This window comes from Halomonas sp. SH5A2 (genome assembly GCF_014263395.1).
GTDB lineage: Bacteria > Pseudomonadota > Gammaproteobacteria > Pseudomonadales > Halomonadaceae > Vreelandella.
In genome coordinates, this window is the sequence record NZ_CP058321.1 from 3,279,674 (window position 1) to 3,302,363 (window position 22,690).

Sequence of the window (22,690 nt, forward strand, 5' to 3'; positions counted from 1 at the left end):
AATTGCATATGCAACTTAGGTCGCATTTTGGCAACCAGGCGAACACGCCAGGATGAGAACTTGAATCGACCTTTCTGTACTGCTTAACAATGGCGATACCTATGGCCCTAGCGTCCACTGACACCAGCCGCCACGATAATACCCTGGCGGTGATTCGAACCCTGCGCGACCAAGGGCCGGTTGCACGCATCGATCTTGGCACCCTCAACAGCATTAGCTCCGCCACCGTCACTTCGATCAGCGCCGAGTTACTCCAACAGGGCTTGATCGGTGAACGCCCCCCAGAAACACCGCGCCCGAACGGCCGAGGCCGGCCGAAAACCCTGATTGAACTCGACCCCAATGCCGCCTGCGTGGTGTGCATCAAACTTTCGATCAATGAAATTCAACTGGTAGTGGGGGACTTCGCGGGCCAGGTACGCCATAGCGAGCACCATGCGGTATCCACCTTGACGCTCGATGCCGACGATCTGGAAACGCTGTTGGAAGACAGGATCAGCGCTGTTTGTGATCACCAGCTAAAGGATTTTCAGCGCCTGGCGGGAATCTGCCTGGCGGTGCAGGGCGTGGTGTCGTCGCAAAGCGGTATGATTATCTGGTCTCCCGCTTTAAGCTTTCGTAACGCACCGATATCGGCGCGGTTAGCGAAACGTTTTCACTGCAGCGTCCTGCTGGAAAATGACGCCAACTGTATCGCCAGCTTACTGGCGGCACAGCCCACTTACGCTGACAGCCCCAACCTGGTGGTCATTATGCTGGGTTACGGTATCGGCATGTCGGTGTTGATTAACGGCGTGCCATTTCTGGGGGCGAATGGTTCAGCGGCCGAGTTTGGGCATAGCAAATATCAGCCCGATGGCGCCCGTTGCGCCTGCGGGCGACGCGGCTGCATCGAAGCCTATGCCAGCGACTACGCGCTCTATCGCGCCGCCGCAGACTATTTAGAACTCCCCACCGGCGACAGCGCACACCCCTCCGAGCAGCAGATGCAGGCGCTGACCCAACTGGCATTACACGGTAATCCGGTAGCTCAGGGAATCTATGCCGAGGCGGGTCGCGCCTTGGGCTACGGCATCGCCAATGTAATGGCGCTGTTCAACCCTGACCTGGTACTGATTACCGGTTCTGGCGTGCGCGGTTTTGAGGCGATGCAAGCCGCCATGCACAGCGCCATTGATGACGCCCTGGTGGCCGAACTGAGGGGCACCACCCGCATCGAAAGCTGCGCCTGGGACCGGGATATGACCTGCATGGGCGGCATCGCCATGACGCTGAACGCTACCGACGGCGAGACGCTACTAGATAGCCAAACCGCCCGTGAAGCCTAGGAGGGTCAGCAATCAGTGCGAGTGCCGCGGCACTTCAGCCCCCCGGCAACCAACCAGAAAGTCAAAATCGCAGCCTTCGTCGGCTTGCAGTACCCGCTCGATGTACAACTGGCGGTAGCCGCCCTGGCTGGCGATCAACGTGGAGGCCGCCGTGGGGTCGCTTTCAGCTAGCCGCGAGGCCAGCTCTTCATCGCTGATTTCCAGGTGTAGCCGCCCGCTGTCGCAGTCGAGCTCGATCCAGTCGCCGTTGCGTACCGCGGCCAGCGGTCCACCCGCCGCGGCTTCCGGGGCCACGTGCAGCACCACGGTGCCGTAGGCCGTGCCGCTCATGCGGGCATCGGATATGCGCACCATATCGGTAATGCCCTGGGCGAGGATCTTGGGCGGCAGGCCCATGTTGCCCACCTCTGCCATGCCGTGATAGCCCCGCGGGCCGCAGTGTTTCATGACCAGGATGTCGTTGGCTTCCACGTCCAGGTCCGGGTCGTTGATGCGCGCCTTGTAGTCGTCGAAGTCTTCGAAAACCACCGCACGGCCACGGTGCTGCATCAGCTCGGCGGTCGCCGCCGAGGGTTTGAGCACCGCGCCGTTGGGGGCGAGGTTGCCGCGCAGCACGCAGATGCCGCCATCCGCAGTGAGCGGATTGTCCAGCGGGCGAATCACGTCGTCGTTGTACAGCGGCGCGTCCTGGACGTTCTCCCACAGGGTTTTGCCGTTGACGGTCAAGGCGTCTTTGTAAGGCAGCTGGTCGGCGTCGCCGAGACGCTTGAGTACCGCAGGTAAACCACCGGCGTAGTAGAACTCTTCCATCAGATAGCGACCCGAGGGCTGCAGATCGACCACCGTGGGGGTGCCGCGCCCGACCCGGCTCCAGTCGTCCAGGGTCAGATCGACACCAACCCGACCGGCAATCGCCTTGAGGTGAATCACCGCGTTGGTCGAACCGCCGATGGCTGCGTTGGTGCGAATGGCGTTATCGAAGGCTTCCTTGGTAAGGATTTTCGACAGCCGCAGGTCTTCATCGACCATCTCGACGATACGGTTACCGGAGAGATGGGCAAGCACGTAACGGCGGGAATCCACCGCGGGGATCGCCGCATTGTGGGGCAGTGAGGTGCCCAGGGATTCGGCCATGCAGGCCATGGTGGAGGCGGTACCCATGGTGTTGCAGGTGCCCGCGGAGCGGGACATGCCGGCTTCCGCGGCCATAAAGTCGTGGAGCGAGATCTCACCGGCCTTGACCTGCTCGGAGAGCTTCCACACCACGGTGCCAGAGCCGATGTCCTTGCCCTTGTGCTTGCCATTGAGCATGGGTCCGCCGGTCACCACGATGGTGGGAATATCGCAGCTCGCCGCGCCCATCAGCAGCGCCGGGGTGGTCTTGTCGCAGCCGACCAGCAGCACCACGGCATCAATGGGGTTGCCGCGAATGGCTTCTTCCACGTCCATACTCGCCAGGTTACGGGTAAACATCGCCGTGGGGCGCAGGTTGGACTCGCCGTTGGAGAATACCGGAAACTCCACCGGGTAGCCGCCTGCTTCAAGCACCCCTTGCTTGACGTGGTCCGCCAGCTTGCGGAAATGCGCATTGCAGGGAGACAGTTCCGACCAGGTGTTACAGATCCCGATAATCGGTTTGCCCTGGAACTCATGGTCGGGAATGCCCTGGTTTTTCATCCAACTGCGGTACATGAAGCCGTTCTTGTCAGCGGTGCCGAACCACTGGGCAGAGCGAAGGGGTGGCTTGCGATCAGACATGGAAGTCTCTCCGTAAAAATCGGTGAAAAAGGTGCATCCAAAAAGGGGGTAACAAACTGGCGTCAGGCCCGCTGACGGCGGGTGTGCTTCCAGCGGTCAAACATAACGGCCATCAGCAGAATCGCGCCGCGTACCAGGTATTGGTAGAAGGTCGGCACGTTAAGCAGCCCCATAGCGTTCTGAACGCAACCCATGATCAATACGCCGACCACCACGCCGGTAATCGTCGCGACACCGCCCGATAACGCGACCCCGCCCAGCACACAGGCGGAGATGACCGCCAGCTCCAAGCCCATGGAGGTATTGGGATCGCCAAGCCCCATGCGCGATGCCAGCAACACACCAACGACACCCGCGACGACGCCTTGGAGGCCGAAGACAATAATTTTCAGGCGGCGGACGTTAACCCCAGCAAGTGCGGCGGCTTCGGCGTTACCGCCGGTAGCCAGCACGTTGCGGCCAAAGGCGGTCATGTTGAGTATCACGCCAAAGATCACAAAGCAGGCCAGCATGGTCCATACCGGTAGCGTAAGGCCAAGAAAGGAAGCGCTGCCCAGCTCAAAGAAAGCCGGTACGGTAATCATCACCGCGTCGCCGCCGGAGGTGATATAGGCCAACCCGCGTACAAACTCCATGGCCGCCAGGGTCGCAATCAGCGCGTTAATACCGAACCTGGCGATCACTATGCCGTTGAAAACACCCACTGCGCCCCCCGGCGACAATCCCGCCGATCACCCCGATAAACACGCTACCCGTGCTGGAGGTCACCACCGCCGCAACCACGCCGGCAAACGCCACCGTGGAAGCCACCGAGAGATCCACCTCGCCCAGCGCCAATACCAGCATCATGGTGGCGGCGAGACTGCCAATCAGAGTGATCGAGAGCAGTAGCCCGACCATATTGCGCCCGGTCAGAAACCCAGGAATAAATATCGCCAGGGCGATAAACAACAGTAAAAAAATCGCAATCATGCCTGACGTGTCGAGCAGGGTCCGCAGCGGTTTGGCAAGCCCCTGACGCCCCTTTGGACGCGCAGGTGCATCCCCTTGGGTTACATTGTTGGTTGTCATCGTGTTGGTCCTGAACAAGTGTCCTGAAAACTGATTTTTCTGGAAAAAGCCTCATTAGGCTGGCAGTGCCAGCCCCAGCAGGCGTTCCGGTGTGGCCGACTCCCGCGGTACTACCTCCACCAGCTCACCGTCGCGCATCACAGCAATGCGGTCGCAAATGGAGCTGACTTCCGCGATATCGCTGGAGATCACCACCACGCTTTTGCCCTGATCGGCCAGGTCGTAAAGCAGCGAGTAAATATCCCGGCGCGCGCCCACATCGATCCCCCGGGTAGGCTCGTCCATGACGAACAGGTCGATCTCCTCGGCGAGCCAACGGGCCAGTATCACCTTCTGCTGATTGCCCCCCGAGAGTTTGCCGATAGGCGAACGCGGGCCCGGTGTCTTGATACTGAGCTGCTGGATATAGGATTCGGCGTTAAGCCGTTCACGACCGGGGTGACGAAAAAGCCCCCAACGTTTGAAGAAGCGCCGACAGCTGATATTGAGGTTGTCGGCGACGCTGGCCACCGGGAAGATGCCCTGGGATTTGCGATCCTCCGGGCACATAGCAATACCCGCGCGGATCGCCTCGCCGGGGCTTTTGAAGCGTCGTGACTCGCCGTTAAACTTCACGCTGCCTGCTTTGGGTGACTCAACGCCGCACACCAGCCGAAGTAGCTCGCTGCGCCCTGCCCCCACCAAGCCAAACAGCCCAAATACTTCCCCCTGCTTGACGGAAAAGCTCACCGGTGCCTTGAGGCCGCGACCTTCGATACCTTCCACGCTCAAGACCACATCGCCATGTTGGCGAGCACGATAGCCGTAAACATCATCGATATCGCGCCCCACCATTTCACTCACCAACAGATCGTGGTTGAGCGACGACATGTCCTCATGGGTACGAATATGCTGACCGTCGCGGAAGATGGTGACCGCATCGCACATTTCGAACACCTCTTCCATGCGATGGGTCACGTAGAGCACGACGCGCCCTTCATCGCGCAGTCGTTGAACGATGCGCTTGAGTTGGCGGGTTTCCTGGATGGAAAGACTGCTCGTCGGTTCATCGAAAGCAATGACCTTGGCGTCACGCAACAGCGCACGACCAATCTCAATCATTTGCTGCTGGCCGATGGAAAGCTCGCGTACCTTGGTCGAGGGATGGATATCCCCTTCGCCGAGGTCAGCGAGAATTGACATGGCTTTTTCCTTCAACTGACGGCGGCTCAAAAACCCTTGCCGCGTGGGCAGTTGGCCGAGCAACAGGTTCTCGGCCACCGACATGTTGGGAGAAAGCGTCAACTCCTGATAAATGATCGCGATCCCTTCGCGCAACGCCTCCCGGGTGTTACTGAAGACGTGACGCTGACCATCGATCCACAGCGCCCCTTCCGCCACGCGGTTAACGCCACTCAGCACCTTGAGCAGGGTCGATTTACCTGCGCCGTTCTCGCCCATCAGCGCATGCACCTGGCCGGCGTGAGCGTCAAAGCTCACGCCATCCAGCGCACGCACGCCGGGGAAAACGACACTGATACCATCGAAACGTAAATAGGCATCAGACATGCTTAACTCCTCCCGCAGACGCTTACCGTTACAGGCGCCGTTTTTTATAGACCAAGTTCTTCGCGCACTTCCTGCCAGTTATCACGGGTCATTAGCGTGCCGGAGGTTTCGGTATTGGCCGGTGGCTCTTTGTCCTCAGTAATCCAGCGGTAGAGGTCTTCGGCTGTTTGACGGCCGTGCATAGTGGAACTGACCGCCACGGTGCCGTGAAAGCCGGTCGGGTTTTCACGAGAGAACTCGGCAAAGGCGGCACCTGAACCGTTGATACCTACCCCGATAACGTCCTCAGCGGGTATGCCGTACTGTTCGGTCGCCCTTACACCGCCAAGTACGCTCTCCTCATTGAGGGCATAGATAACCCAGTGCTCATAATCACCGTACTGGGAAAGTACCGGCGATGCGGCTGAGAAAGCACTAGAGGTATCACTGTTTTGCTGGGGCGCATCAAAAATATTGTCTTCAGGGAAGCCCGATGCCAGCAGCGCTTCAGTCGCGCCATCGGTGCGCTCGACGGCGGTGGGTAATTCGTTGTTGGTGATGCGCAGCGCGGCTACCTCTTCAGGATCCCAACCACGGGCTTCCATTTCGTCGGCGATGGCTTCACCTACCTGCTGGCCGATCTTGGTGCCCGACATGCCCAGGTGTGGGACGTCTTCCATCGGTTCGCCGCTGGAATTGACAAACTGGTCGTCTACGGTCACTACCTTCATATCGTACTGGTTGGCGCGGTTCATGATCGCGGGTCCAAGTCGCACGTCTGGCGGACAGATGACAAACCCTTCAGCCCCCTGGGCGTACAAGTTATCTATTGCGCTGAGCACTTCCTGGCCGTCTTCACCACCGAGGCGCACCACATCGAAACCGAGCTCTTCGCCCAACTCAGTTGCCGCTTCCTGTTCATTGATGAACCAAGCCTGTTCAGGTTTCTTGACGATAAAGCCTATTTTCACCTCGTCATCCTGCGCCTGTGCAGTGCCCAGAGACGCCAGCATAACGGCGCTACCGAGGGCTAACCGGGTAAAGGTTGTGGTTAGGTTTGTTGTTAATCGCATGGTCGTACTCCTGATGTTTTAGCGAGTTTTGTTGTTGATTGTGATGATGGCTGTTGATGTCTCAGGTTGTCGGTGACAAACCTCGACGGTTTACGAATCAAACGTTTCCTGAGCAGAAAAGCGGTAAACCGTGCGCGATCGATACGTCTCGTCGGGCTCTAGGATCGTGCTAGGAAACGCCTCCTGGTTGGGGGAATCGGGGTAGTGCTGGGTTTCCAGCGCAAAGCCGGAACGGTGCCCGTAAGCCTTGCCCTGTTTACCGGTCAGGTTGCCGTCGAGGAAATTGCCGGAATAGAACTGGATGCCTGGCTCGGTGGTTTCGATTTCCACCATGCGCCCGCTTTCTGGCTCCCACACTTTGGCGGCCAGCACCAGTTCGTCCGCTGCCGCGTCATCGCGGGCAAGCACAAAGTTGTGGTCATATCCGCCGCCGAAGCCGAGCTGTTCGTTGTCCTGCTCAATGCGTTCGCCAATCGGCGTCGCCTGGGCAAAGTCAAACGGCGTGCCCTCTACCGAGCGGAGCTCGCCGGTGGGGATCAGGGTATCGTTCACCGGGGTAAATTCTTGGGCGTTGATCATTAGCTGGTGATCAAGAATGGTATCGCTGCCCTCGCCCTTTAGGTTGAAGTAGCTGTGCTGGGTAAGATTGACCGGCGTCGCCTTGTCGGTGACAGCCTGATAATCGACCAACAGCTCGTCATCATCGGTCAGCGTGTAGGTGACTTCAGTCTCCAGCCGGCCGGGATAGCCTTCTTCACCATCCTCGCTGGTATAGCGCAGCACAAGGCCCGTTCCGCTCTCATTTTCAAACGGTTCGGCCTGCCATAAGACCTTATCGAACCCCTGCTCGCCGCCATGCAGATGGTTATTGCCGTCGTTGGTGGCCAGTGAATGGGTTTCCCCCTCAAGGGAGAACTGACCACCCGCGATGCGGTTACCGTAACGGCCGATAATCGCCCCGAAGTAAGGGTTGGCCTGGCGATACGCATCAGAAAGGTAAGCTTCCAATGAGTCGAAACCCAGCGCGATATCGTCGAACTCACCCGCCACATTGGGGGTTTTAAGAGCCAGGATGATGCCGCCGTAGTTGGTGACTTGGAGTTCGATACCATTGGCGTTGGTAAACCGATAGACATCGACCTGACGGCCATCGGGTAATTCACCAAATACCGATTTATCGATGCTGCGTTCAGCACCATTTCCAGCGGTGGTTTCTTCGCCTTTTGCCTGGGCCGCGCTAAGCAATAGCATCGCGATACCGGCACTCACCAGCAGCTTGGGTCTTGCGCTGACCCTATGAGCGTTCATGAGAGACATGATGTTGCTCCTTGCGTTTTTGTTATTAGAGCGACGCTATCGTCGCCAGTACAGTGGTTACAGTAGACACCTCCGACATAACCAACCAATATACAAACATGCCAACTTCGATACGCTTATTGCTATCAATAACAAAAAGGGGCTTGTTCCATGGGCGTTCTCGACGAGAACTGGTTTCTGAACGCACGACTAAAGTTGCGCCATTTGCAGCTATTTTTAGCACTTGACGAGCAGCGTAATCTTCACCGTGCGGCTGCTCAGCTGCACATGAGCCAGCCCGCCGCCTCAAAATTGCTTAACGACCTGGAAGCCAATCTGGGCATTCGTTTATTTGATCGCCAACCCCGCGGGCTGACGCCCAACTGGTATGGCGAGATCATGATTCGCCACGCGCACAGCATGTTATCGACGCTGCGCCAAACGGGTGAGGAGTTGAATGCATTAGGCGAAGGTAATGCGGGAACGGTAGCCGTCGGCACCGTGATGGCCCCGGCGGTAACGCTACTGACCAGTGCTATCGAGCGAGTACATAGAGACCGGCCGGGACTCAAAATCAGCGTGGATGTTGATGTCAGCAAGGCGCTGGTGCCACGTTTGCTTGAAGGCGAACTGGACTTCGCGATTACCCGGATTCCGGCGGGCTTTGACGTGGAGCGCTTCGTGTTTGAAGAGATTGGCGAAGAAGAGCTCTGCTTTGTCTGCCGCCAAGGGCATCCGTTAACCGATAAAACCCCGCTTAGCCTATGCGACATGGTGGACTATCCATGGTCGTTACAGCCCATTGGCGCCTTGATGCGTCAGCGGGTCGACAGCCTGTTCTTGCATCATCAGGTAGCGCCGCCGCGCCAAATCGTCGATACCGCGGACTTATTGGTATCGCTCGCGCTGGTCGATAAATCCGACACCATCACGGTGACCACCCGCGAAGCCGCTGATCTGCTATGCAACCCGCAGCGCTTTCATCTGCTGCCGTTCAGCGAAACGCTCAGCGTTCAACCCTATGGTTTAGTGAGCTTGCGCCACCAGCGTCTCTCACCCGGTGCGGCAGCGTTAATGAGTACCCTGCGGGAGATTATTGCCCAGTCCGGTTAATGTGAGTGACGCGGCACCTCAGCGCCCCGGCAACCGACCAGAAAGTCGAAGTCGCAGCCTTCGTCGGCTTGAAGGACGCGTTCGATGTACAGCTGGCGGTAGCCGCCCTGGCTGGCAATCAGCGTGGAGGCGGCGGTGGGGTCGCTTTCGGCCAGGCGTGAGGCCAGCTCTTCGTCGCTGATATCCAGGTGCAGCCGGCCGCTGTCGCAGTCGAGCTCGATCCAGTCACCGTTGCGTACCGCGGCCAGTGGGCCGCCCGCCGCAGCTTCCGGAGCGACATGCAGCTCCACGGTGCCATACGCCGTGCCGCTCATGCGCGCATCGGAGATACGCACCATGTCGGTAATCCCTTGGGCGAGGATCTTGGGTGGCAAGCCCATGTTGCCGACTTCCGCCATGCCGTGATAACCCCGCGGGCCGCAGTGCTTCATAACCAGAATATCGTTGGCTTCAACATCCAAATCCGGGTCGTTGATGCGCGCTTTGTAGTCGTCGAAGTCTTCAAATACCACCGCGCGGCCGCGGTGCTGCATCAGTTCAGCGGTCGCCGCCGAGGGCTTGAGCACCGCGCCGTTGGGGGCCAGGTTGCCGCGTACCACGCAGATGCCGCCATCGGCGGTGAGCGGATTGTCCAGCGGGCGGATCACGTCGTCGTTGTACAGCGGCGCGTCCTGAACGTTCTCCCACAGGGTTTTGCCGTTGACGGTCAAGGCGTCCTTGAACGGCAGGCGGTCGGCGTCGCCCAGGCGCTTGAGCACCGCAGGCAAGCCGCCCGCGTAGTAGAACTCTTCCATCAGAAAACGCCCAGAAGGCTGCAGGTCGACCACCGTGGGGGTGCCGCGCCCGACCCGGCTCCAGTCGTCCAGGGTCAGATCCACACCGACCCGACCGGCAATCGCCTTGAGGTGAATCACCGCGTTGGTCGAACCGCCGATGGCTGCGTTGGTGCGAATGGCGTTATCGAAGGCTTCCTTGGTGAGGATTTTGGACAGCCGCAGGTCTTCATCGACCATCTCGACGATACGGTTACCGGAGAGGTGGGCAAGCACGTAACGGCGGGAATCCACCGCGGGGATCGCCGCGTTGTGGGGCAGCGAGGTGCCCAGGGATTCGGCCATGCAGGCCATGGTAGAAGCAGTGCCCATGGTGTTGCAGGTACCCGCCGAACGCGACATACCGGCTTCCGCGGCCATAAAGTCATGGAGGGATATCTCACCGGCCTTGACCTGCTCGGAGAGCTTCCACACCACGGTGCCGGAACCAATGTCCTTGCCCTTGTGCTTGCCGTTGAGCATGGGCCCGCCGGTGACCACGATGGTGGGAATATCGCAGCTCGCCGCCCCCATCAGCAGCGCCGGGGTGGTTTTATCACAACCCACCAAAAGCACTACGGCATCGATGGGGTTGCCGCGGATGGCTTCTTCCACGTCCATGCTCGCCAGGTTACGGGTAAACATCGCCGTGGGGCGCAGGTTCGACTCACCGTTGGAAAACACCGGGAACTCCACCGGGTAGCCACCGGCTTCCAGTACGCCTTTCTTCACATGTTCTGCCAACTTACGGAAATGCGCATTGCAGGGAGAAAGCTCCGACCAGGTGTTACAGATCCCGATAATCGGTTTGCCCTGGAACTCATGGTCGGGGATACCCTGGTTTTTCATCCAACTGCGGTACATGAAGCCGTTCTTGTCAGCGGTGCCGAACCACTCTGCACTACGTAGCGGACGTTGACGTTTGGCCATGAGGTTAACTCCTTGTTTTGAATCAGTGACGGCTGAAGGCCTAAGAACGCCTACGCCGAATGTGCAAAACACTAAACTACCCACCCATACTGGTCGACCATACAAAAGTATATGTTGAACAATTGCTCTTAATGTTCAACATTAAAGGCCCCGAACGGGTTAGCAACTATTCGCTTCACAACAACAACCGTGAGGATTTAGAGCCATGCTCAAATCGAAATATAGCTCGCTACTAACCGGCTCAGTGCTACTGCTAGGCCTCTCGGCGGCCCAGGCTGCCGAGTACGAATGGAAGTTCCAGGCATCAGAAACCTCTGGCGAACCCAGCTTCAAGATCAAGCAGGAATGGGCCGACAAGATCACGGCAATGACCGACGGCCGGGTTGAGATCGAGGTAATGCCGATCAACTCCGTGGTTGGGCCGACTGAGACGCTGACCGCCGTTAGCTCAGGCATTCTTCAGGGACACATGACAGATCCCAGTTACTTCTCTGGGCAGGACCCTGCTTTCGGCATGCTCGGCAATCTGGTCGGCGCCTGGCAGAACCCCTACGACTTTCTGGAGTACATGAAGTACGGCGGCGGTGAAGAGCTCTACAACGAGCTGGTCGAGCCCTATGGTACCCACCTGATAGGCGCCGCCACCTTCCCGTTAGAGTCGGTACCGTCCACTGTACCCATTGAATCGATAGAGGATTTTGAAGGCCTCAAGATCCGTGCACCGCAAGGCATGGTGTACAACATCTTTGAGCGCATTGGTGCGACGCCGGTCAACTTGCCTGGCTCTGAGGTGTATACCGGGCTGGAGAAAGGCGTGATCGACGCTGCGGATTCCACGGTACTCTCGAATAACGACGCCATGGGCCTGCACGCTTTCGCCCCTTACCCGCTGTATCCAGGCTTTCACTCCATGCCGATGATCGCCGTATCGATCAATAAGGATATCTGGGATGGCCTTCCCGAAGAGTTGCAGACGACGTTGGAAACGGCGTTTGATGGCATGGCCTATGACCTGATTGCTCGCCTCAAGGAGCAGGATATCGAGACGCTGCAACGGCTTCAGGATGACCCTGAGGTTCACCCCTTCAACCTGCCGGAAGAGGAGCGCCAGAAGTTCCGTACAGCGGCAGAGCAGGAGTGGCAAGAATGGGCTGGCGAGAATGAAATGACCCAAAAGATTTATGACTCGGCCACTGCATTTTTGCGCTCACGCAATCTGCTTTAACGTTTGCTCTCAACCCGGCTTCATTTAACTAACCATCGCATCGCTCGGGGATCGACCCGAGCGATGTGCGTAGAGTCGCGCCATGTCTCAAAAAACACCTGACAATCAATCCTCTTCGCCCGATCCCCGGGATCTTCCCAAGATTCTCGAAACGGTGGAGGAGGTTTCCCCCGAACGTAACGCGCTTGACCGCCTGATCGTACGTGGTGGCAGGGCAGTTTCCTGGCTGGTGCTTGTGGCGATGGGCATTAGCGTCGTGGAAGTTTTCATGCGCTATGGTTTTAACAACCCCACCTCCTGGGTACACGAAACCGTGGTATTTCTGATCGCCGTTATTTTTGTGCTTGGTGGCCCAGCGGCCATGGCACGCAATAGCCATATCCGCGTCAAGGTGCTCTACGACAACGCAGGGCCAACGCTGAAGTGCTGGATGGATCGCTTTAATGACCTGCTCACGCTGATTTTTTGCATGTCGATGAGCTACGCCGCTTTTTATATGTTCTGGGGCGCGTCGCATAACCCGCTCGGCGAATGGTCGCTGGAGCGCTCTGGCACCTCCTGGAATCCGCCCTTTCCTGCCATGGTCAAGGGCATGATTTTTTTTGCTCTGACACTGATGACACTGCAGGCTTTGCTGCACCTATGGCAATCGCTTAAGGCGAAGCCCCATACCGGTAACGAGGAGACGCGCTGATGGATATTTCAACCGCAACGATCCTCATGGTGGGGGCTATTTTCGCGCTGCTGGTTACCGGTTTGCCACTGGCGTTCATTACCGGCTTGGTGGCCATGGCCTTTACCTTTGGCTGGTTCGGCGAGGCGGCACTGCCGCTGGTCACCAGCCGTGTCTACGGGTTTATCACCGAGTATTCGCTGGTCGCGGTGCCCATGTTCGTGTTGATGGCGTCGCTCTTGGATCGATCCGGCATCGCCAAGGATCTGTTCAACGCCATGCGCGTGTTTGCCGGTCGCCTACCGGGCGGCGTCGCGGTGCAGACCATCGTGGTGGCGTTCTTTCTGGCCGCCCTCTCGGGCATCATCGGCGGGGAGATCGTCCTGCTGGGGATTCTGGCGCTGCCGCAAATGCTCCGCCTGGGCTACGACAAGCGGCTTTCCATTGGGGTAGTGTGTGCCGGGGGCGCCCTGGGCACCATGATGCCGCCCTCCATCGTACTGATTATCTATGGCCTGATCGCCAGCGTATCGATTGCTGAGCTGTTCGCCGCCGCGGTGACGCCGGCAATTATCCTGATGGGCTCCTATATTGCCTATGTGCTGGTGCGCTGTCTGAAGAATCCTGCGCTGGGCCCACCGTTGGATAAAGACACCCAGGACAATCCTTTCGCCAGCAAGCTGGACGCCGTCAAGGCCGTTCTGCTGCCAGGGCTAATTGCCTTTCTGGTGCTGGGCACCATCTACGGCGGCATCGCCTCGGTCACCGAGGCGGCGGCCATGGGTGTCTTCGGCGTACTGCTCGCCACCATTGTGCGGGGCGAGTTCACGCCTGGCATGCTGCACCATAGCCTGGGCCAAACCATGAACACCTGCGGCATGATCATCTGGATCGGCATCGGCGCCGCCGCCCTGGTGGGCGTCTATAACCTGATGGGTGGCAACCGTTTTGTGTCGAGCCTGATCCTGGGGCTCGACGTCGCGCCGATAGTGATCATTCTGATCATGATGGCGATCATGCTGGTACTCGGGCTATTCCTCGACTGGATCGGGATCGCCATGCTGGCCCTGCCGATCTTTCTGCCTATCGTTATTCAGTTGGGTTTCGACCCGATCTGGTTCGGTATTCTGTTCGCCGTGAACATGCAGGTGTCGTTCCTGTCACCACCCTTCGGGCCCGCCGCCTTCTACCTGAAAAGCGTGGCACCGCCGGATATCAGCCTGAAGGATATCTACCTGTCCGTACTCCCCTTTATGGCCATTCAGCTGTGCATACTCGCGGCGCTATTGATGTGGCCGCAACTGGCCATTTGGCCACTATGATAACCGCCACCTGCATGAGGAGAACGCCATGCGATTGATTCAGTGTGACCACCAGGGCCAGGTTCGCGCCGCCCTGGTCGAGAGCGAAGAGCAGGTCAGACTGCTCGACGGTGATACCTACACCCTGGCCAACCGGGCGATTAGCGCCGGTAAACCGCTCAGCGAGATGGTCACGGAAGCCTTGACCGACACCCGCCTTGATTACCAAGCGCTGGTCGACGATAAACGCCTGTTACCCCCGCTGACGCATACCGACCCGGCCCACTGCCTGGTGACCGGTACTGGCCTCACCCACCTGGGCAGTGCCGATACCCGCTCAGCGATGCACGCGAAAGCTCAAGCTGCGGAAGAAGAATTAACCGACTCCATGCGCATGTTCAAGCTGGGCGTGGAAGGCGGCAAACCCGACGCAGGCCAGCTTGGTGCCCAGCCGGAGTGGTTCTACAAGGGCGATGGCCAGTGCGTAGTAGCGCCGGAAGCAGCGATTCCCTCCCCCGCCTTTGCCGAGGACGCGGGGGAGGAGCCCGAGCTGGCAGGGCTTTATGTGATTGGCAACGATGGCCAACCCTGGCGAGTCGGCTATGCTTTGGGTAACGAGTTCTCTGACCACGTCACCGAGCGCTTCAACTATCTGTGGCTGGCCCACTCCAAGCTACGCGCCTGCAGTTTTGGGCCCGAGCTATTGATCGGTGAACTGCCCGAGCACTTAGAAGGCACCAGCCGCATCCAGCGCGGTGGCGAAACAGTGTGGGAGAAACCCTTTTTAACCGGCGAGGCCAATATGGCCCATAGTCTGGCGAACCTGGAGTATCACCACTTTAAATACGAAGGCTTCCGCCGCCCCGGCGATGTGCATGTGCATTTTTTCGGTACCGCAACACTGAGCTTCGCCGACGGCATTAAGGTGCGCGTTGGTGATCGCTTTGAGATCAACATCCATGAATTTGGCCGCGCCCTGCGCAACCCGCTACGGGTGGAAGCAGACGCACCGGCCATCAGCGTGAAACCGCTTTAACACCTTTTTACACCAACAGGAGGTCGTATGACTCTGGAAGGCAAACTACTTATTGGCCAGCAGGCCATCAGCGGTAAACAGGCGGATATTCAAGCCGTCAATCCCGCCACTGGCGAAACCTTGGCCCCCGTCTACCCTGGCGGCGGCAAAGCGGAAGTCGAGCAAGCGTGTGAACTTGCCGAAGCGGCGTACGCTACTTACCGCGAAACCTCGCTTGAAGACCGGGCCGTGTTCCTCGAAACCATCGCCAGCGAGATCGAGGCGATCGGCGAAGAGCTAACCGAACGGGGGGTCGCCGAAACCGGCCTCCCCGAAGCTCGCCTACAGGGCGAACGTGGCCGCACCTGCGGTCAGTTACGCTTGTTCGCCAATGTGGTTCGGGCCGGCGAGTGGCTCGATGTGCGCATTGATCCCGCGCTGCCCGATCGTGAACCGATGCCGCGTGTCGACCTGCGCCAGCGGCATATTGCCCTGGGCCCGGTGGCGGTGTTTGGCGCCAGCAACTTCCCACTGGCCTTTAGCGTGGCCGGTGGCGATACCGCCTCGGCGCTGGCCGCGGGTTGCCCGGTAGTGGTCAAGGGCCACTCTGCCCACCCCGGCACCTCCGAACTGGTGGGTCGCGCCATTCAGCGCGCCGTTGCCAAGTGCAACCTGCCTGAAGGCGTCTTTTCGCTGCTGTTTGGTTCGGGCAACGATATTGGCCAGGCGCTGGTCGCCGACCCGCGCATCCAGGCGGTGGGCTTCACCGGTTCACGCGGCGGCGGCACGGCATTGACGGCGATTGCCCAGGCACGCCCTCAACCAATCCCGGTTTACGCCGAGATGAGCTCCATCAACCCGGTGTTCCTGCTGCCGGAAGCGCTCAAAGCACGCGGCAAAGCTATCGCTGAGGGGTTTGTTGGCTCGCTCAATATGGGCGCCGGGCAGTTCTGCACCAATCCCGGACTGGTGATTGCGGTTCAGGGCCCAGAGCTGGATGCCTTTGTTGAGGCCGCAGGCGAAGGGGTTAAGGGCAGCGCCGCCCAAACCATGCTCACCCCGGGCATTCACGACGCATACCAGCAGGGCGTTGATCGACTCGCCAACCACGCCAAGGTCACCGAAGTGGCTCGTGGCCAGGCAGGCGAGACGGCGAACCCCTGCCAAGCGGGGCTGTTCGTTACCCAGGCCGAGGCGTTCCTCAACGAGCCCGCCCTCCAGGAAGAGGTGTTTGGTTCAACGTCGCTGGTCATCGCCTGTGCTGACGCCCAGGAAGTGGCGAAGGTGGCCGCCCAAATAGAAGGCCAGCTCACCATTACGCTACACATGGATGACGGCGACCTGGCGACCGCCAAACAACTGCTGCCCACCCTGGAGCGCAAGGCGGGGCGGATCCTGGCCAACGGCTGGCCAACCGGTGTAGAAGTTTGCCACGCCATGGTACACGGCGGACCTTATCCGGCGACGTCGGACTCCCGCACGACCTCGGTAGGAAGCGCGGCGATTTTCCGCTTCCTGCGCCCGGTGTGCTACCAGGCGCTGCCGGAAGGGTTACTGCCCGAGGCGATCCGCGACGGTAACCCCTGTGGCGTATCTCGCCTGGTCGATGGCAAGCGTGAATGAACGAGCGTCTCTCAAGACGTTACTCGATAAAGGCGTCGGTGGTTTCTCGATAACCGTATAGAAATGCATCGGCGACCTGGCGCAGCGGGGCAACATCCACCTCGCTGCGTTTTTTTGTGATCAACTCGCCAAAACGCGCGTAGAGACCTTGATATTCGCGCTCTTCAGCGTCGATAAGAACGTCGTCGTCAATCACTAGGTGGCAGCCACCTTGGGTAAGGCTCAAACGGCTTCCATCGCTGTCAATGTGCATATCCCAGGTAGGCGGGCCGCTCTGGCGAAAATCAAACGCTGCTTTAATTGACGCACCTTCTGGGTCGGTGAAGGAAAGATCCGCCGCAATCGGGGTTTGAGCGTTACTGGGTACCTGCAGCCGTGCTTCTTGCAGGAAAAATGGCTGCGGCAAAATAGCGGTGGCAATCGACAGCGCATTAATACCCGGATCAAATACGCCCATACCACCGGGCTCCCAGATCCACGCCTGGCCTGGGTGCCATACCCGCACGTCCTCCTTCCACTCGATCTCCACCCGCTGCACCTGACGCTCACTCAACCACTGCTGGGCCTGCGCCACGCCGGGAGCAAACCGCGAATGCCAGGCGGCAAACAGGCTAACACCCTGCCTGGAAGCGGTGGCAATCAAGTCCTCCACTTCACTAAGCGTCGCCCCTGGCGGCTTTTCCAGCAGCACGTGCTTGCCGCGCAAAAGCGCCGCCCGCGCCTGGGAATAGCGCAAGTGGGTTGGCGTGCAGATCGCGACGGCATCGATATCTGGATGAGCATCAAGCATTGCTTCCAGACCTTGATAACCCGGCACATCAGATAGCGACGCATAAGGATCCGCCGTGGCAATAAGCTGGCAGTTCGGGGTGGCGGCTATCGCCGGCAGGTGCTGGTCGCGAACGATCTTGCCCACGCCAACCAGGCCAAGGGTGAAGTCAGACATACGCTTACCTCAATTGAAAACTTTCACTCTAGAATAGCGATCGGGGAGTCAGTGTGCGGTATGGATCAGCTCAACAGTGCGCCCTAGTGAGCTGGCGCTATGTTCAAGACCCAGCGCCTCCGCGGTACCCGCCAAAACGGCTTGTGAAGCTAAGAAGGCCTCACGGGGCCGGCGCAACCGGATGCTCTCCATGAGGTGTCGATGGCGCTCCAGACTCTCTTCAGGGTCGGCGGCATTCTCGTTGGACATGGATATCAGCATATAGATGGAGGGGCGCAGGATATGCGATAGCTGTGCCCAGACGATATTGTGAGTCGCCTTGAAGATCGCTTCGTGGAAAGCAATATCGCATTCGCTATGCAGCCGTCGCTCCTCCTCGCAAGTCGCATTGCGCAGATTCTGCCCCAGGCCTTCAAAGGCTTCTTCGATGGCGACCAGATCCCGCGCCTTGGCACGCTTGGCGGCGGTCATCGCCACATAGGGCTCAACGTCCAGGCGAAAGGCGAGAATTTCGCGTTGAATATCCGGGTTGGGAGCGGCGTAGCGGGTTAACCAGTCGGTCACCTGAGCATCGAGAATATGCCACTCGGAGTATTCGCGCACCTTGGAGCCATGACCGGAAATCCGCTCAATAATGCCAGCATCCACCAATTGGCGTAGATCGCTACGCACCGCTGAGCGATTAATCGCGAAGCGTTCGCATAGATCCAGTTCGCGGGGTACAAAATCGCCGGGGTGATAATGCCCTCCAAAAATCTCCTCGGCGAGATGTTCGGCGATACTGGGGCGAGCGGCTGGTTTCCTTAAAGATGAAGTCAATGCGGTAGGCCCCTGTTTCAATTCCTGTCAATCATAACGTATTTGACCGGTCGACTGTCACTGGCATGACATCGAGCCTCGCCCGCTGTCTCAGCTCCAGCCGCCGTTCATAGAGGCCTTTAGCGCTCAGGGTCCCCAGTACCAGAACGCCGCCAACCATGGCCATCGGTGCTGGCTGTTCGGCCAGAATCCACCAGGCCAGCAGCGTGCCTATTACCACCTCCAGCAGCAACAACAGACCTACTTCCGCGGAAGGTAAATAGAGCGGCCCGCGCTGAAGGAGTGTCACGCCGCAAGGTACAATAATCAAACAGAGCAGGATCACCACGCCTAGCTGGCTGACTGCGGGCAGTGTCGGTTCGCTCCCCGCCAGCCAAAACAGCCCGGCAATGCTACCCACAACAATACCGTTGAACACCAGCATGGGGCTCATATCCACCCCCGGCCGCGTCCGACAGAGAGTGAAATTGATTGCCAGGGTGGTAGCCGCCATCAAAGCGAAAGCGTTGCCTACCCAGGAGCCTGCGCCCGCGTCGTCGAGGGCAATCATCGCGATGCCAAGCATGCAAATAAAAATTGCTAGCCAAGTGCGCCTGGGCAGGCGCTCCTTGAGGATGAACCAAGAGAGCACGGCGGCGATAAGCGGCGAACTTGCCAATATCATCAACACGTTGCCCGCCTTGGTGTACTGATTACCCAGTACAAAGCCACAGGTCGTTAAACTGAACAACAACGCCACGGCGATGCCTGTCCAGCCACAGCGACGATAAGCTGCCAGAGTGCCACGCCCATAACGCATCAGAGCGATGAGCAGAAAGCCCAAGCCTGATAGATAACCGCGCCACATCAGAATTTCTGCATCAGGAAGGTCGGCCACCTTTATCAGCAGGGCATCCGGCGCCATGATGATCGCGCCACCCGCGGTCAACAGCAGGCCCTGCTGACGATGCGTGAGTGCTGCAAATGCCGACATATCAGTAATTATCCTTTTTAGTGATTATCCCTGGGCGGATGCTGGCGTGCCACATCGCGGTATTTGATCGCAGATTCCAAAATCATACCGCGGTCCAGCGGCTCGACCATGCTGCGCTGGATCTCCTGCCAGGGCGTCTGGTGACCGGGGTAGCGATAGCCACCCTGCTGTTCTAGACGCGCGCGACGCGCTTCCAGTTCACTATCGTCAATCAGCAGTTGCACTTCGCCACGTTTGAGATCGACCCGCAGCCGGTCGCCGCTTTCCAGCAGCGCCAAGCCGCCGCCGGTAGCGGCTTCTGGCGAGGCATTGAGAATCGATGGCGAACCGGAAGTACCCGACTGACGGCCATCACCCAGGCACGGCAACGACTCGATGCCTTGCTTGATCAGTGCTTCCGGCGGCTGCATATTGACCACTTCGGCACCACCGGGGTGGCCGACGGGGCCTGCGCCGCGCATCACCAGAATGGTGCGGGCGTCGATGTTGAGCGCCGGGTCGTCAATACGCGCGTGGTAATCCTCGGAGCCATCAAATACCACCACCTTGCCTTCAAAGGCATCAGGGTCGCTGGGATCGTTCAGGAAGCGCTCGCGGAAATCCCGGGAGATCACGCTGGTCTTCATCAGCGCCGAGTCGAATAGATTGCCCTTGAGGTTGAGGAAGCCCGCGTGCTCGACCAGCGGGTCGGCGTAGCGACAGATCACATCGGCATCCTGGGTTTCGCGGCCTTCCAGATTTTCGCCAATGGAGCGGCCATTGACCGTCAGCGCATCGCCGTGCAGCTTCCCGGCGGTATGTAGCTCATGGAGGATCGCCGGAACGCCTCCGGCGCGGTGGAACTCTTCACACAGGAAAGCCCCAGCGGGCATGACGTTGGCCAACAGCGGTATTTCATGGCCCAGCCGCTGCCAGTCATCGTTATCCAGCTCAATGCCCGCGTGGCGGGCGATGGCATTAATGTGCACCGGCGCGTTGGATGAGCCACCGAGTGCCGAGCAGGCCACAATGGCGTTCTCGAACGCTTCCCGGGTCAGGATATCCAGCGGCCTGACATCCTCCCAGACCATATCGACAATCCGCGTGCCGGTATCGTAGGACACCATGGCGCGCTCCTTGTAGGGCGCGGGTATAACCGCCGAACCCGGCAGGCTCATCCCCAGCACTTCAGCCATGGAGTTCATGGTGGAAGCGGTGCCCATGGTATTGCAGTGGCCAATTGAAGGCGCCGAGTCGCTGGCCCGGGAAAGAAACTCGGCGTAGTCGATATCCCCCGCCGCCAGGCGCTTGCGAAGCTCCCAGATAATCGTGCCCGAACCGACCCGCTCGGCACCGCGCCAGCCATTCAGCATTGGCCCACCGGACAGTACAATCGCCGGGATATTCACCGTCGCCGCTGCCATTAGCGCCGCGGGCGTCGTTTTATCGCAGCCGGTGGTCAGCACCACGCCGTCTAACGGGTAGCCATGCAGCACTTCCACGATGCCTAAGTAGGCGAGATTACGATCCAGCGCAGCGGTGGGCCGCCGGACATTCTCGTGGATAGGATGCATGGGGAACTCGAAAGGCACTCCGCCTGCCGCGCGAATACCGTCTTTGACCCGCTTGACCAGCTCAATGTGATGACGGTTGCACGGGGTCAAATCGGACCCCGACTGACAAATACCAATAATCGGCTTACCGCTGGTCAGTTCATCCAGCGTGATGCCGTAATTAAGGTAGCGCTCGATGCATAGCGCCGTGGTGCCAGGATGGTCAGGGTTGTCGAACCAGTAGCGCGACCGTAACTGTTCAGAGGTTATTTTTTGATTAGATTTGGCCATGGTGCCGCTCCACGCCTAGAGTGAATATAAAGAGTTAATAAGAAAGGTACGCTTTCTTCGCTGCCGGGTCGACACATACAAAAGTATATGTTGAACATATAGCAAAAACGTTAGACATTTAGCTAGGGGTTGCGGCGCTTACCCATCAAGGGCAACGCCGCTGACATATAACTACAACAGATACCACGCTGCGGTTCGCTTGGAAGATACCCTTAGTGAAGCGGTCTGCAGCACGCCAGGAGAGTGATAACAATGCATTACCTATTGAAACGCACCCTGTTAATGACCGGTGCCACGCTACTCAGTTCAGGCATGGCTTACGCGCAAACGCCTGACCTTTCCGACCCGCCCGAGATTGATGGCGACAAGGTGGGTGATCACGGCAGCGTCACCTTACGCATGGGGCTTGGCTTGGCCGAAAGCTCGCCTCAGTACATCTCCAGCCAGTACTTCGCCGATATTCTTGACCAGCGTAGCGACGGTCGAATTACCGTCAATGTCTTCCCTAACAGCCAGCTCGGTGACGATGTGCAGATGATGGAAATGCTGCAGACCGGTACGCTGGATATGACTTATCCCTCCTCATCTCCCGCAACGAGCTATGTCGAGGAACTGGCGGTATTTGACCTGCCCTTCTTGCTGCCCACCCGGGAAGCAGCGATTGAGGCCATGCGTAGCGATGCCGCCCAGGAAATGCTCGATGCCTTTGACGGTACCGGCATCAAAGCTCTCGCGTTCTCTGAAAACGGTTTCCGCCAGCTCTCCAACAGTGCCCGGGAAGTCTCTTCTCCTGAAGACGTCGCGGGCTTAGACGTACGTGGCCTGACGATTCGTACCATGGAGAACCCGGTGCACTTGGCTATTTGGGAGGCGCTGGGCGCCAACCCGACTCCCATGGCCTTTGGTGAGCTGTTCTCGGCCATGGAGCAGGGCGTCGTTGACGGTCAGGAAAACCCCTGGAGCACCATCCTGACCTCCAATTTCCACGAGGTGCAGGACTACGGCTCAGAAACCCGCCACGTCTATACGCCCTTTATCAAGATGATCTCTGAGCGTACCTGGGACGACTTAGACCCTGAGTATCAAGCGCTGATTCAGGAAGCCGCGCTACAGGCAGCCGATTACGAAATTCAGCTTTCCGCCGAGTACGACGACTGGTCGCGGAACCAGCTTGAAGAGCGTGGCATGCAGATCACTCGTCTTGATGACGAGCAAATTGCCGCCTTCCAGGAAGCCGTGCAGCCGGTTTATGAGGAGTGGGCACCACGCATCGGCGAAGATCTGGTTGAGCAGTTCCAGCAGATCGCCGAATCATCAATGACGGAATAAACGTCGCGTTACTTACTGTTAGACAAGACAAGGGGCAGGCGCCCCTTGTCTTGTC

17 protein-coding genes and 1 pseudogene are annotated in these 22,690 nt (G+C 58.9%); 8 read left to right on the plus strand and 10 right to left on the minus strand.

What is annotated here, in order from left to right; all coding sequences use genetic code 11:
* Window positions 1-101: 101 nt before the first annotated feature.
* Window positions 102-1,328, plus strand: coding sequence for an ROK family transcriptional regulator (locus tag HXW73_RS15205; protein ID WP_186253875.1), 1,227 nt, complete (start codon window positions 102-104; stop codon window positions 1,326-1,328).
* 12 nt (window positions 1,329-1,340) lie between these two features.
* On the opposite strand, the gene HXW73_RS15210 is transcribed toward HXW73_RS15205, so the two are convergent.
* The 5 genes and pseudogenes from HXW73_RS15210 to HXW73_RS15230 form a co-directional block, all read right to left on the minus strand.
* Complete coding sequence (locus HXW73_RS15210) at window positions 1,341-3,086, minus strand: IlvD/Edd family dehydratase (protein WP_186253876.1); 1,746 nt, start codon at window positions 3,084-3,086, stop codon at window positions 1,341-1,343.
* A gap of 62 nt (window positions 3,087-3,148) precedes the next feature.
* Window positions 3,149-4,157, minus strand: a pseudogene (gene araH / locus HXW73_RS15215) (L-arabinose ABC transporter permease AraH).
* 54 nt (window positions 4,158-4,211) lie between these two features.
* Complete coding sequence (gene araG, locus HXW73_RS15220) at window positions 4,212-5,705, minus strand: L-arabinose ABC transporter ATP-binding protein AraG (RefSeq protein WP_186253877.1); 1,494 nt, start codon at window positions 5,703-5,705, stop codon at window positions 4,212-4,214.
* 44 nt (window positions 5,706-5,749) lie between these two features.
* Window positions 5,750-6,757, minus strand: coding sequence for an arabinose ABC transporter substrate-binding protein (locus tag HXW73_RS15225; RefSeq protein WP_186253878.1), 1,008 nt, complete (start codon window positions 6,755-6,757; stop codon window positions 5,750-5,752).
* Between the two features lie 90 nt (window positions 6,758-6,847).
* A complete protein-coding gene (locus tag HXW73_RS15230) occupies window positions 6,848-8,074 on the minus strand; it encodes an aldose epimerase family protein (protein WP_186253879.1) in 1,227 nt (408 codons plus the stop codon).
* Window positions 8,075-8,224: 150 nt separating this feature from the next.
* Here HXW73_RS15230 and HXW73_RS15235 point away from each other — a divergent pair, with 150 nt between their 5' ends.
* Window positions 8,225-9,166 carry a LysR substrate-binding domain-containing protein gene (locus HXW73_RS15235; RefSeq protein WP_186253880.1) on the plus strand — a complete coding sequence of 314 codons (942 nt, stop codon included), beginning with the start codon at window positions 8,225-8,227 and terminating at the stop codon, window positions 9,164-9,166.
* Here HXW73_RS15235 and HXW73_RS15240 read toward each other — a convergent pair.
* A complete protein-coding gene (locus HXW73_RS15240; RefSeq protein WP_186253881.1) occupies window positions 9,163-10,908 on the minus strand; it encodes an IlvD/Edd family dehydratase in 1,746 nt (581 codons plus the stop codon). The genes HXW73_RS15235 and HXW73_RS15240 overlap by 4 nt on opposite strands.
* Window positions 10,909-11,113: 205 nt before the next feature.
* Here HXW73_RS15240 and HXW73_RS15245 point away from each other — a divergent pair, with 205 nt between their 5' ends.
* The 5 genes from HXW73_RS15245 (at window position 11,114) to HXW73_RS15265 (ending at window position 16,745) form a co-directional block, all read left to right on the plus strand.
* On the plus strand, window positions 11,114-12,133 hold the full coding sequence (locus HXW73_RS15245) for a TRAP transporter substrate-binding protein (protein ID WP_186253882.1): 1,020 nt from the start codon (window positions 11,114-11,116) through the stop codon (window positions 12,131-12,133).
* Window positions 12,134-12,215: 82 nt separating this feature from the next.
* Complete coding sequence (locus HXW73_RS15250) at window positions 12,216-12,827, plus strand: TRAP transporter small permease subunit (protein ID WP_186253883.1); 612 nt, start codon at window positions 12,216-12,218, stop codon at window positions 12,825-12,827.
* Window positions 12,827-14,128, plus strand: a complete 1,302-nt coding sequence (locus tag HXW73_RS15255; protein ID WP_186253884.1) for a TRAP transporter large permease — start codon at window positions 12,827-12,829, stop codon at window positions 14,126-14,128. Before HXW73_RS15250 ends, HXW73_RS15255 begins: the two co-directional genes overlap by 1 nt.
* Before the next feature lie 28 nt (window positions 14,129-14,156).
* The gene (gene araD1, locus HXW73_RS15260; protein ID WP_186253885.1) at window positions 14,157-15,143 is read left to right on the plus strand and encodes an AraD1 family protein; all 987 of its coding nucleotides are present in this window, start codon (window positions 14,157-14,159) and stop codon (window positions 15,141-15,143) included.
* Between the two features lie 27 nt (window positions 15,144-15,170).
* Entirely contained in the window at window positions 15,171-16,745 is a 1,575-nt protein-coding gene (locus HXW73_RS15265; RefSeq protein WP_186253886.1) for an aldehyde dehydrogenase (NADP(+)), read from the plus strand.
* A 19-nt stretch (window positions 16,746-16,764) separates the two neighbouring features.
* On the opposite strand, the gene HXW73_RS15270 is transcribed toward HXW73_RS15265, so the two are convergent.
* The 4 genes from HXW73_RS15270 to HXW73_RS15285 are packed head-to-tail and all read right to left on the minus strand — an operon-like array spanning window position 16,765 to window position 21,306.
* Window positions 16,765-17,691: a Gfo/Idh/MocA family protein gene (locus HXW73_RS15270; protein WP_186253887.1), complete on the minus strand. Its 927-nt coding sequence runs from the start codon at window positions 17,689-17,691 to the stop codon at window positions 16,765-16,767.
* 48 nt (window positions 17,692-17,739) lie between these two features.
* Window positions 17,740-18,510 (minus strand): FadR/GntR family transcriptional regulator, encoded by a 771-nt coding sequence (locus tag HXW73_RS15275; RefSeq protein ID WP_186253888.1) that lies wholly within the window; start codon window positions 18,508-18,510, stop codon window positions 17,740-17,742.
* A gap of 31 nt (window positions 18,511-18,541) precedes the next feature.
* Window positions 18,542-19,483 (minus strand): DMT family transporter, encoded by a 942-nt coding sequence (locus HXW73_RS15280; protein ID WP_186253889.1) that lies wholly within the window; start codon window positions 19,481-19,483, stop codon window positions 18,542-18,544.
* Between the two features lie 17 nt (window positions 19,484-19,500).
* Window positions 19,501-21,306, minus strand: coding sequence for an IlvD/Edd family dehydratase (locus HXW73_RS15285; RefSeq protein ID WP_186253890.1), 1,806 nt, complete (start codon window positions 21,304-21,306; stop codon window positions 19,501-19,503).
* A 252-nt stretch (window positions 21,307-21,558) separates the two neighbouring features.
* Between HXW73_RS15285 and HXW73_RS15290 the strand changes: the two genes are divergently transcribed.
* Window positions 21,559-22,635 carry a TRAP transporter substrate-binding protein gene (locus tag HXW73_RS15290; protein ID WP_186253891.1) on the plus strand — a complete coding sequence of 359 codons (1,077 nt, stop codon included), beginning with the start codon at window positions 21,559-21,561 and terminating at the stop codon, window positions 22,633-22,635.
* Window positions 22,636-22,690: the final 55 nt, after the last annotated feature.

Coding starts and splice junctions, on each gene's coding strand:
- HXW73_RS15205 (WP_186253875.1), top strand. CDS start 102: ATGGCCCTAGCGTCCACTGACACCAGCCGCCACGATAATACCCTGGCG.
- HXW73_RS15210 (WP_186253876.1), bottom strand. CDS start 3,086: ATGTCTGATCGCAAGCCACCCCTTCGCTCTGCCCAGTGGTTCGGCACC.
- araG (WP_186253877.1), bottom strand. CDS start 5,705: ATGTCTGATGCCTATTTACGTTTCGATGGTATCAGTGTCGTTTTCCCC.
- HXW73_RS15225 (WP_186253878.1), bottom strand. CDS start 6,757: ATGCGATTAACAACAAACCTAACCACAACCTTTACCCGGTTAGCCCTC.
- HXW73_RS15230 (WP_186253879.1), bottom strand. CDS start 8,074: ATGTCTCTCATGAACGCTCATAGGGTCAGCGCAAGACCCAAGCTGCTG.
- HXW73_RS15235 (WP_186253880.1), top strand. CDS start 8,225: ATGGGCGTTCTCGACGAGAACTGGTTTCTGAACGCACGACTAAAGTTG.
- HXW73_RS15240 (WP_186253881.1), bottom strand. CDS start 10,908: ATGGCCAAACGTCAACGTCCGCTACGTAGTGCAGAGTGGTTCGGCACC.
- HXW73_RS15245 (WP_186253882.1), top strand. CDS start 11,114: ATGCTCAAATCGAAATATAGCTCGCTACTAACCGGCTCAGTGCTACTG.
- HXW73_RS15250 (WP_186253883.1), top strand. CDS start 12,216: ATGTCTCAAAAAACACCTGACAATCAATCCTCTTCGCCCGATCCCCGG.
- HXW73_RS15255 (WP_186253884.1), top strand. CDS start 12,827: ATGGATATTTCAACCGCAACGATCCTCATGGTGGGGGCTATTTTCGCG.
- araD1 (WP_186253885.1), top strand. CDS start 14,157: ATGCGATTGATTCAGTGTGACCACCAGGGCCAGGTTCGCGCCGCCCTG.
- HXW73_RS15265 (WP_186253886.1), top strand. CDS start 15,171: ATGACTCTGGAAGGCAAACTACTTATTGGCCAGCAGGCCATCAGCGGT.
- HXW73_RS15270 (WP_186253887.1), bottom strand. CDS start 17,691: ATGTCTGACTTCACCCTTGGCCTGGTTGGCGTGGGCAAGATCGTTCGC.
- HXW73_RS15280 (WP_186253889.1), bottom strand. CDS start 19,483: ATGTCGGCATTTGCAGCACTCACGCATCGTCAGCAGGGCCTGCTGTTG.
- HXW73_RS15285 (WP_186253890.1), bottom strand. CDS start 21,306: ATGGCCAAATCTAATCAAAAAATAACCTCTGAACAGTTACGGTCGCGC.
- HXW73_RS15290 (WP_186253891.1), top strand. CDS start 21,559: ATGCATTACCTATTGAAACGCACCCTGTTAATGACCGGTGCCACGCTA.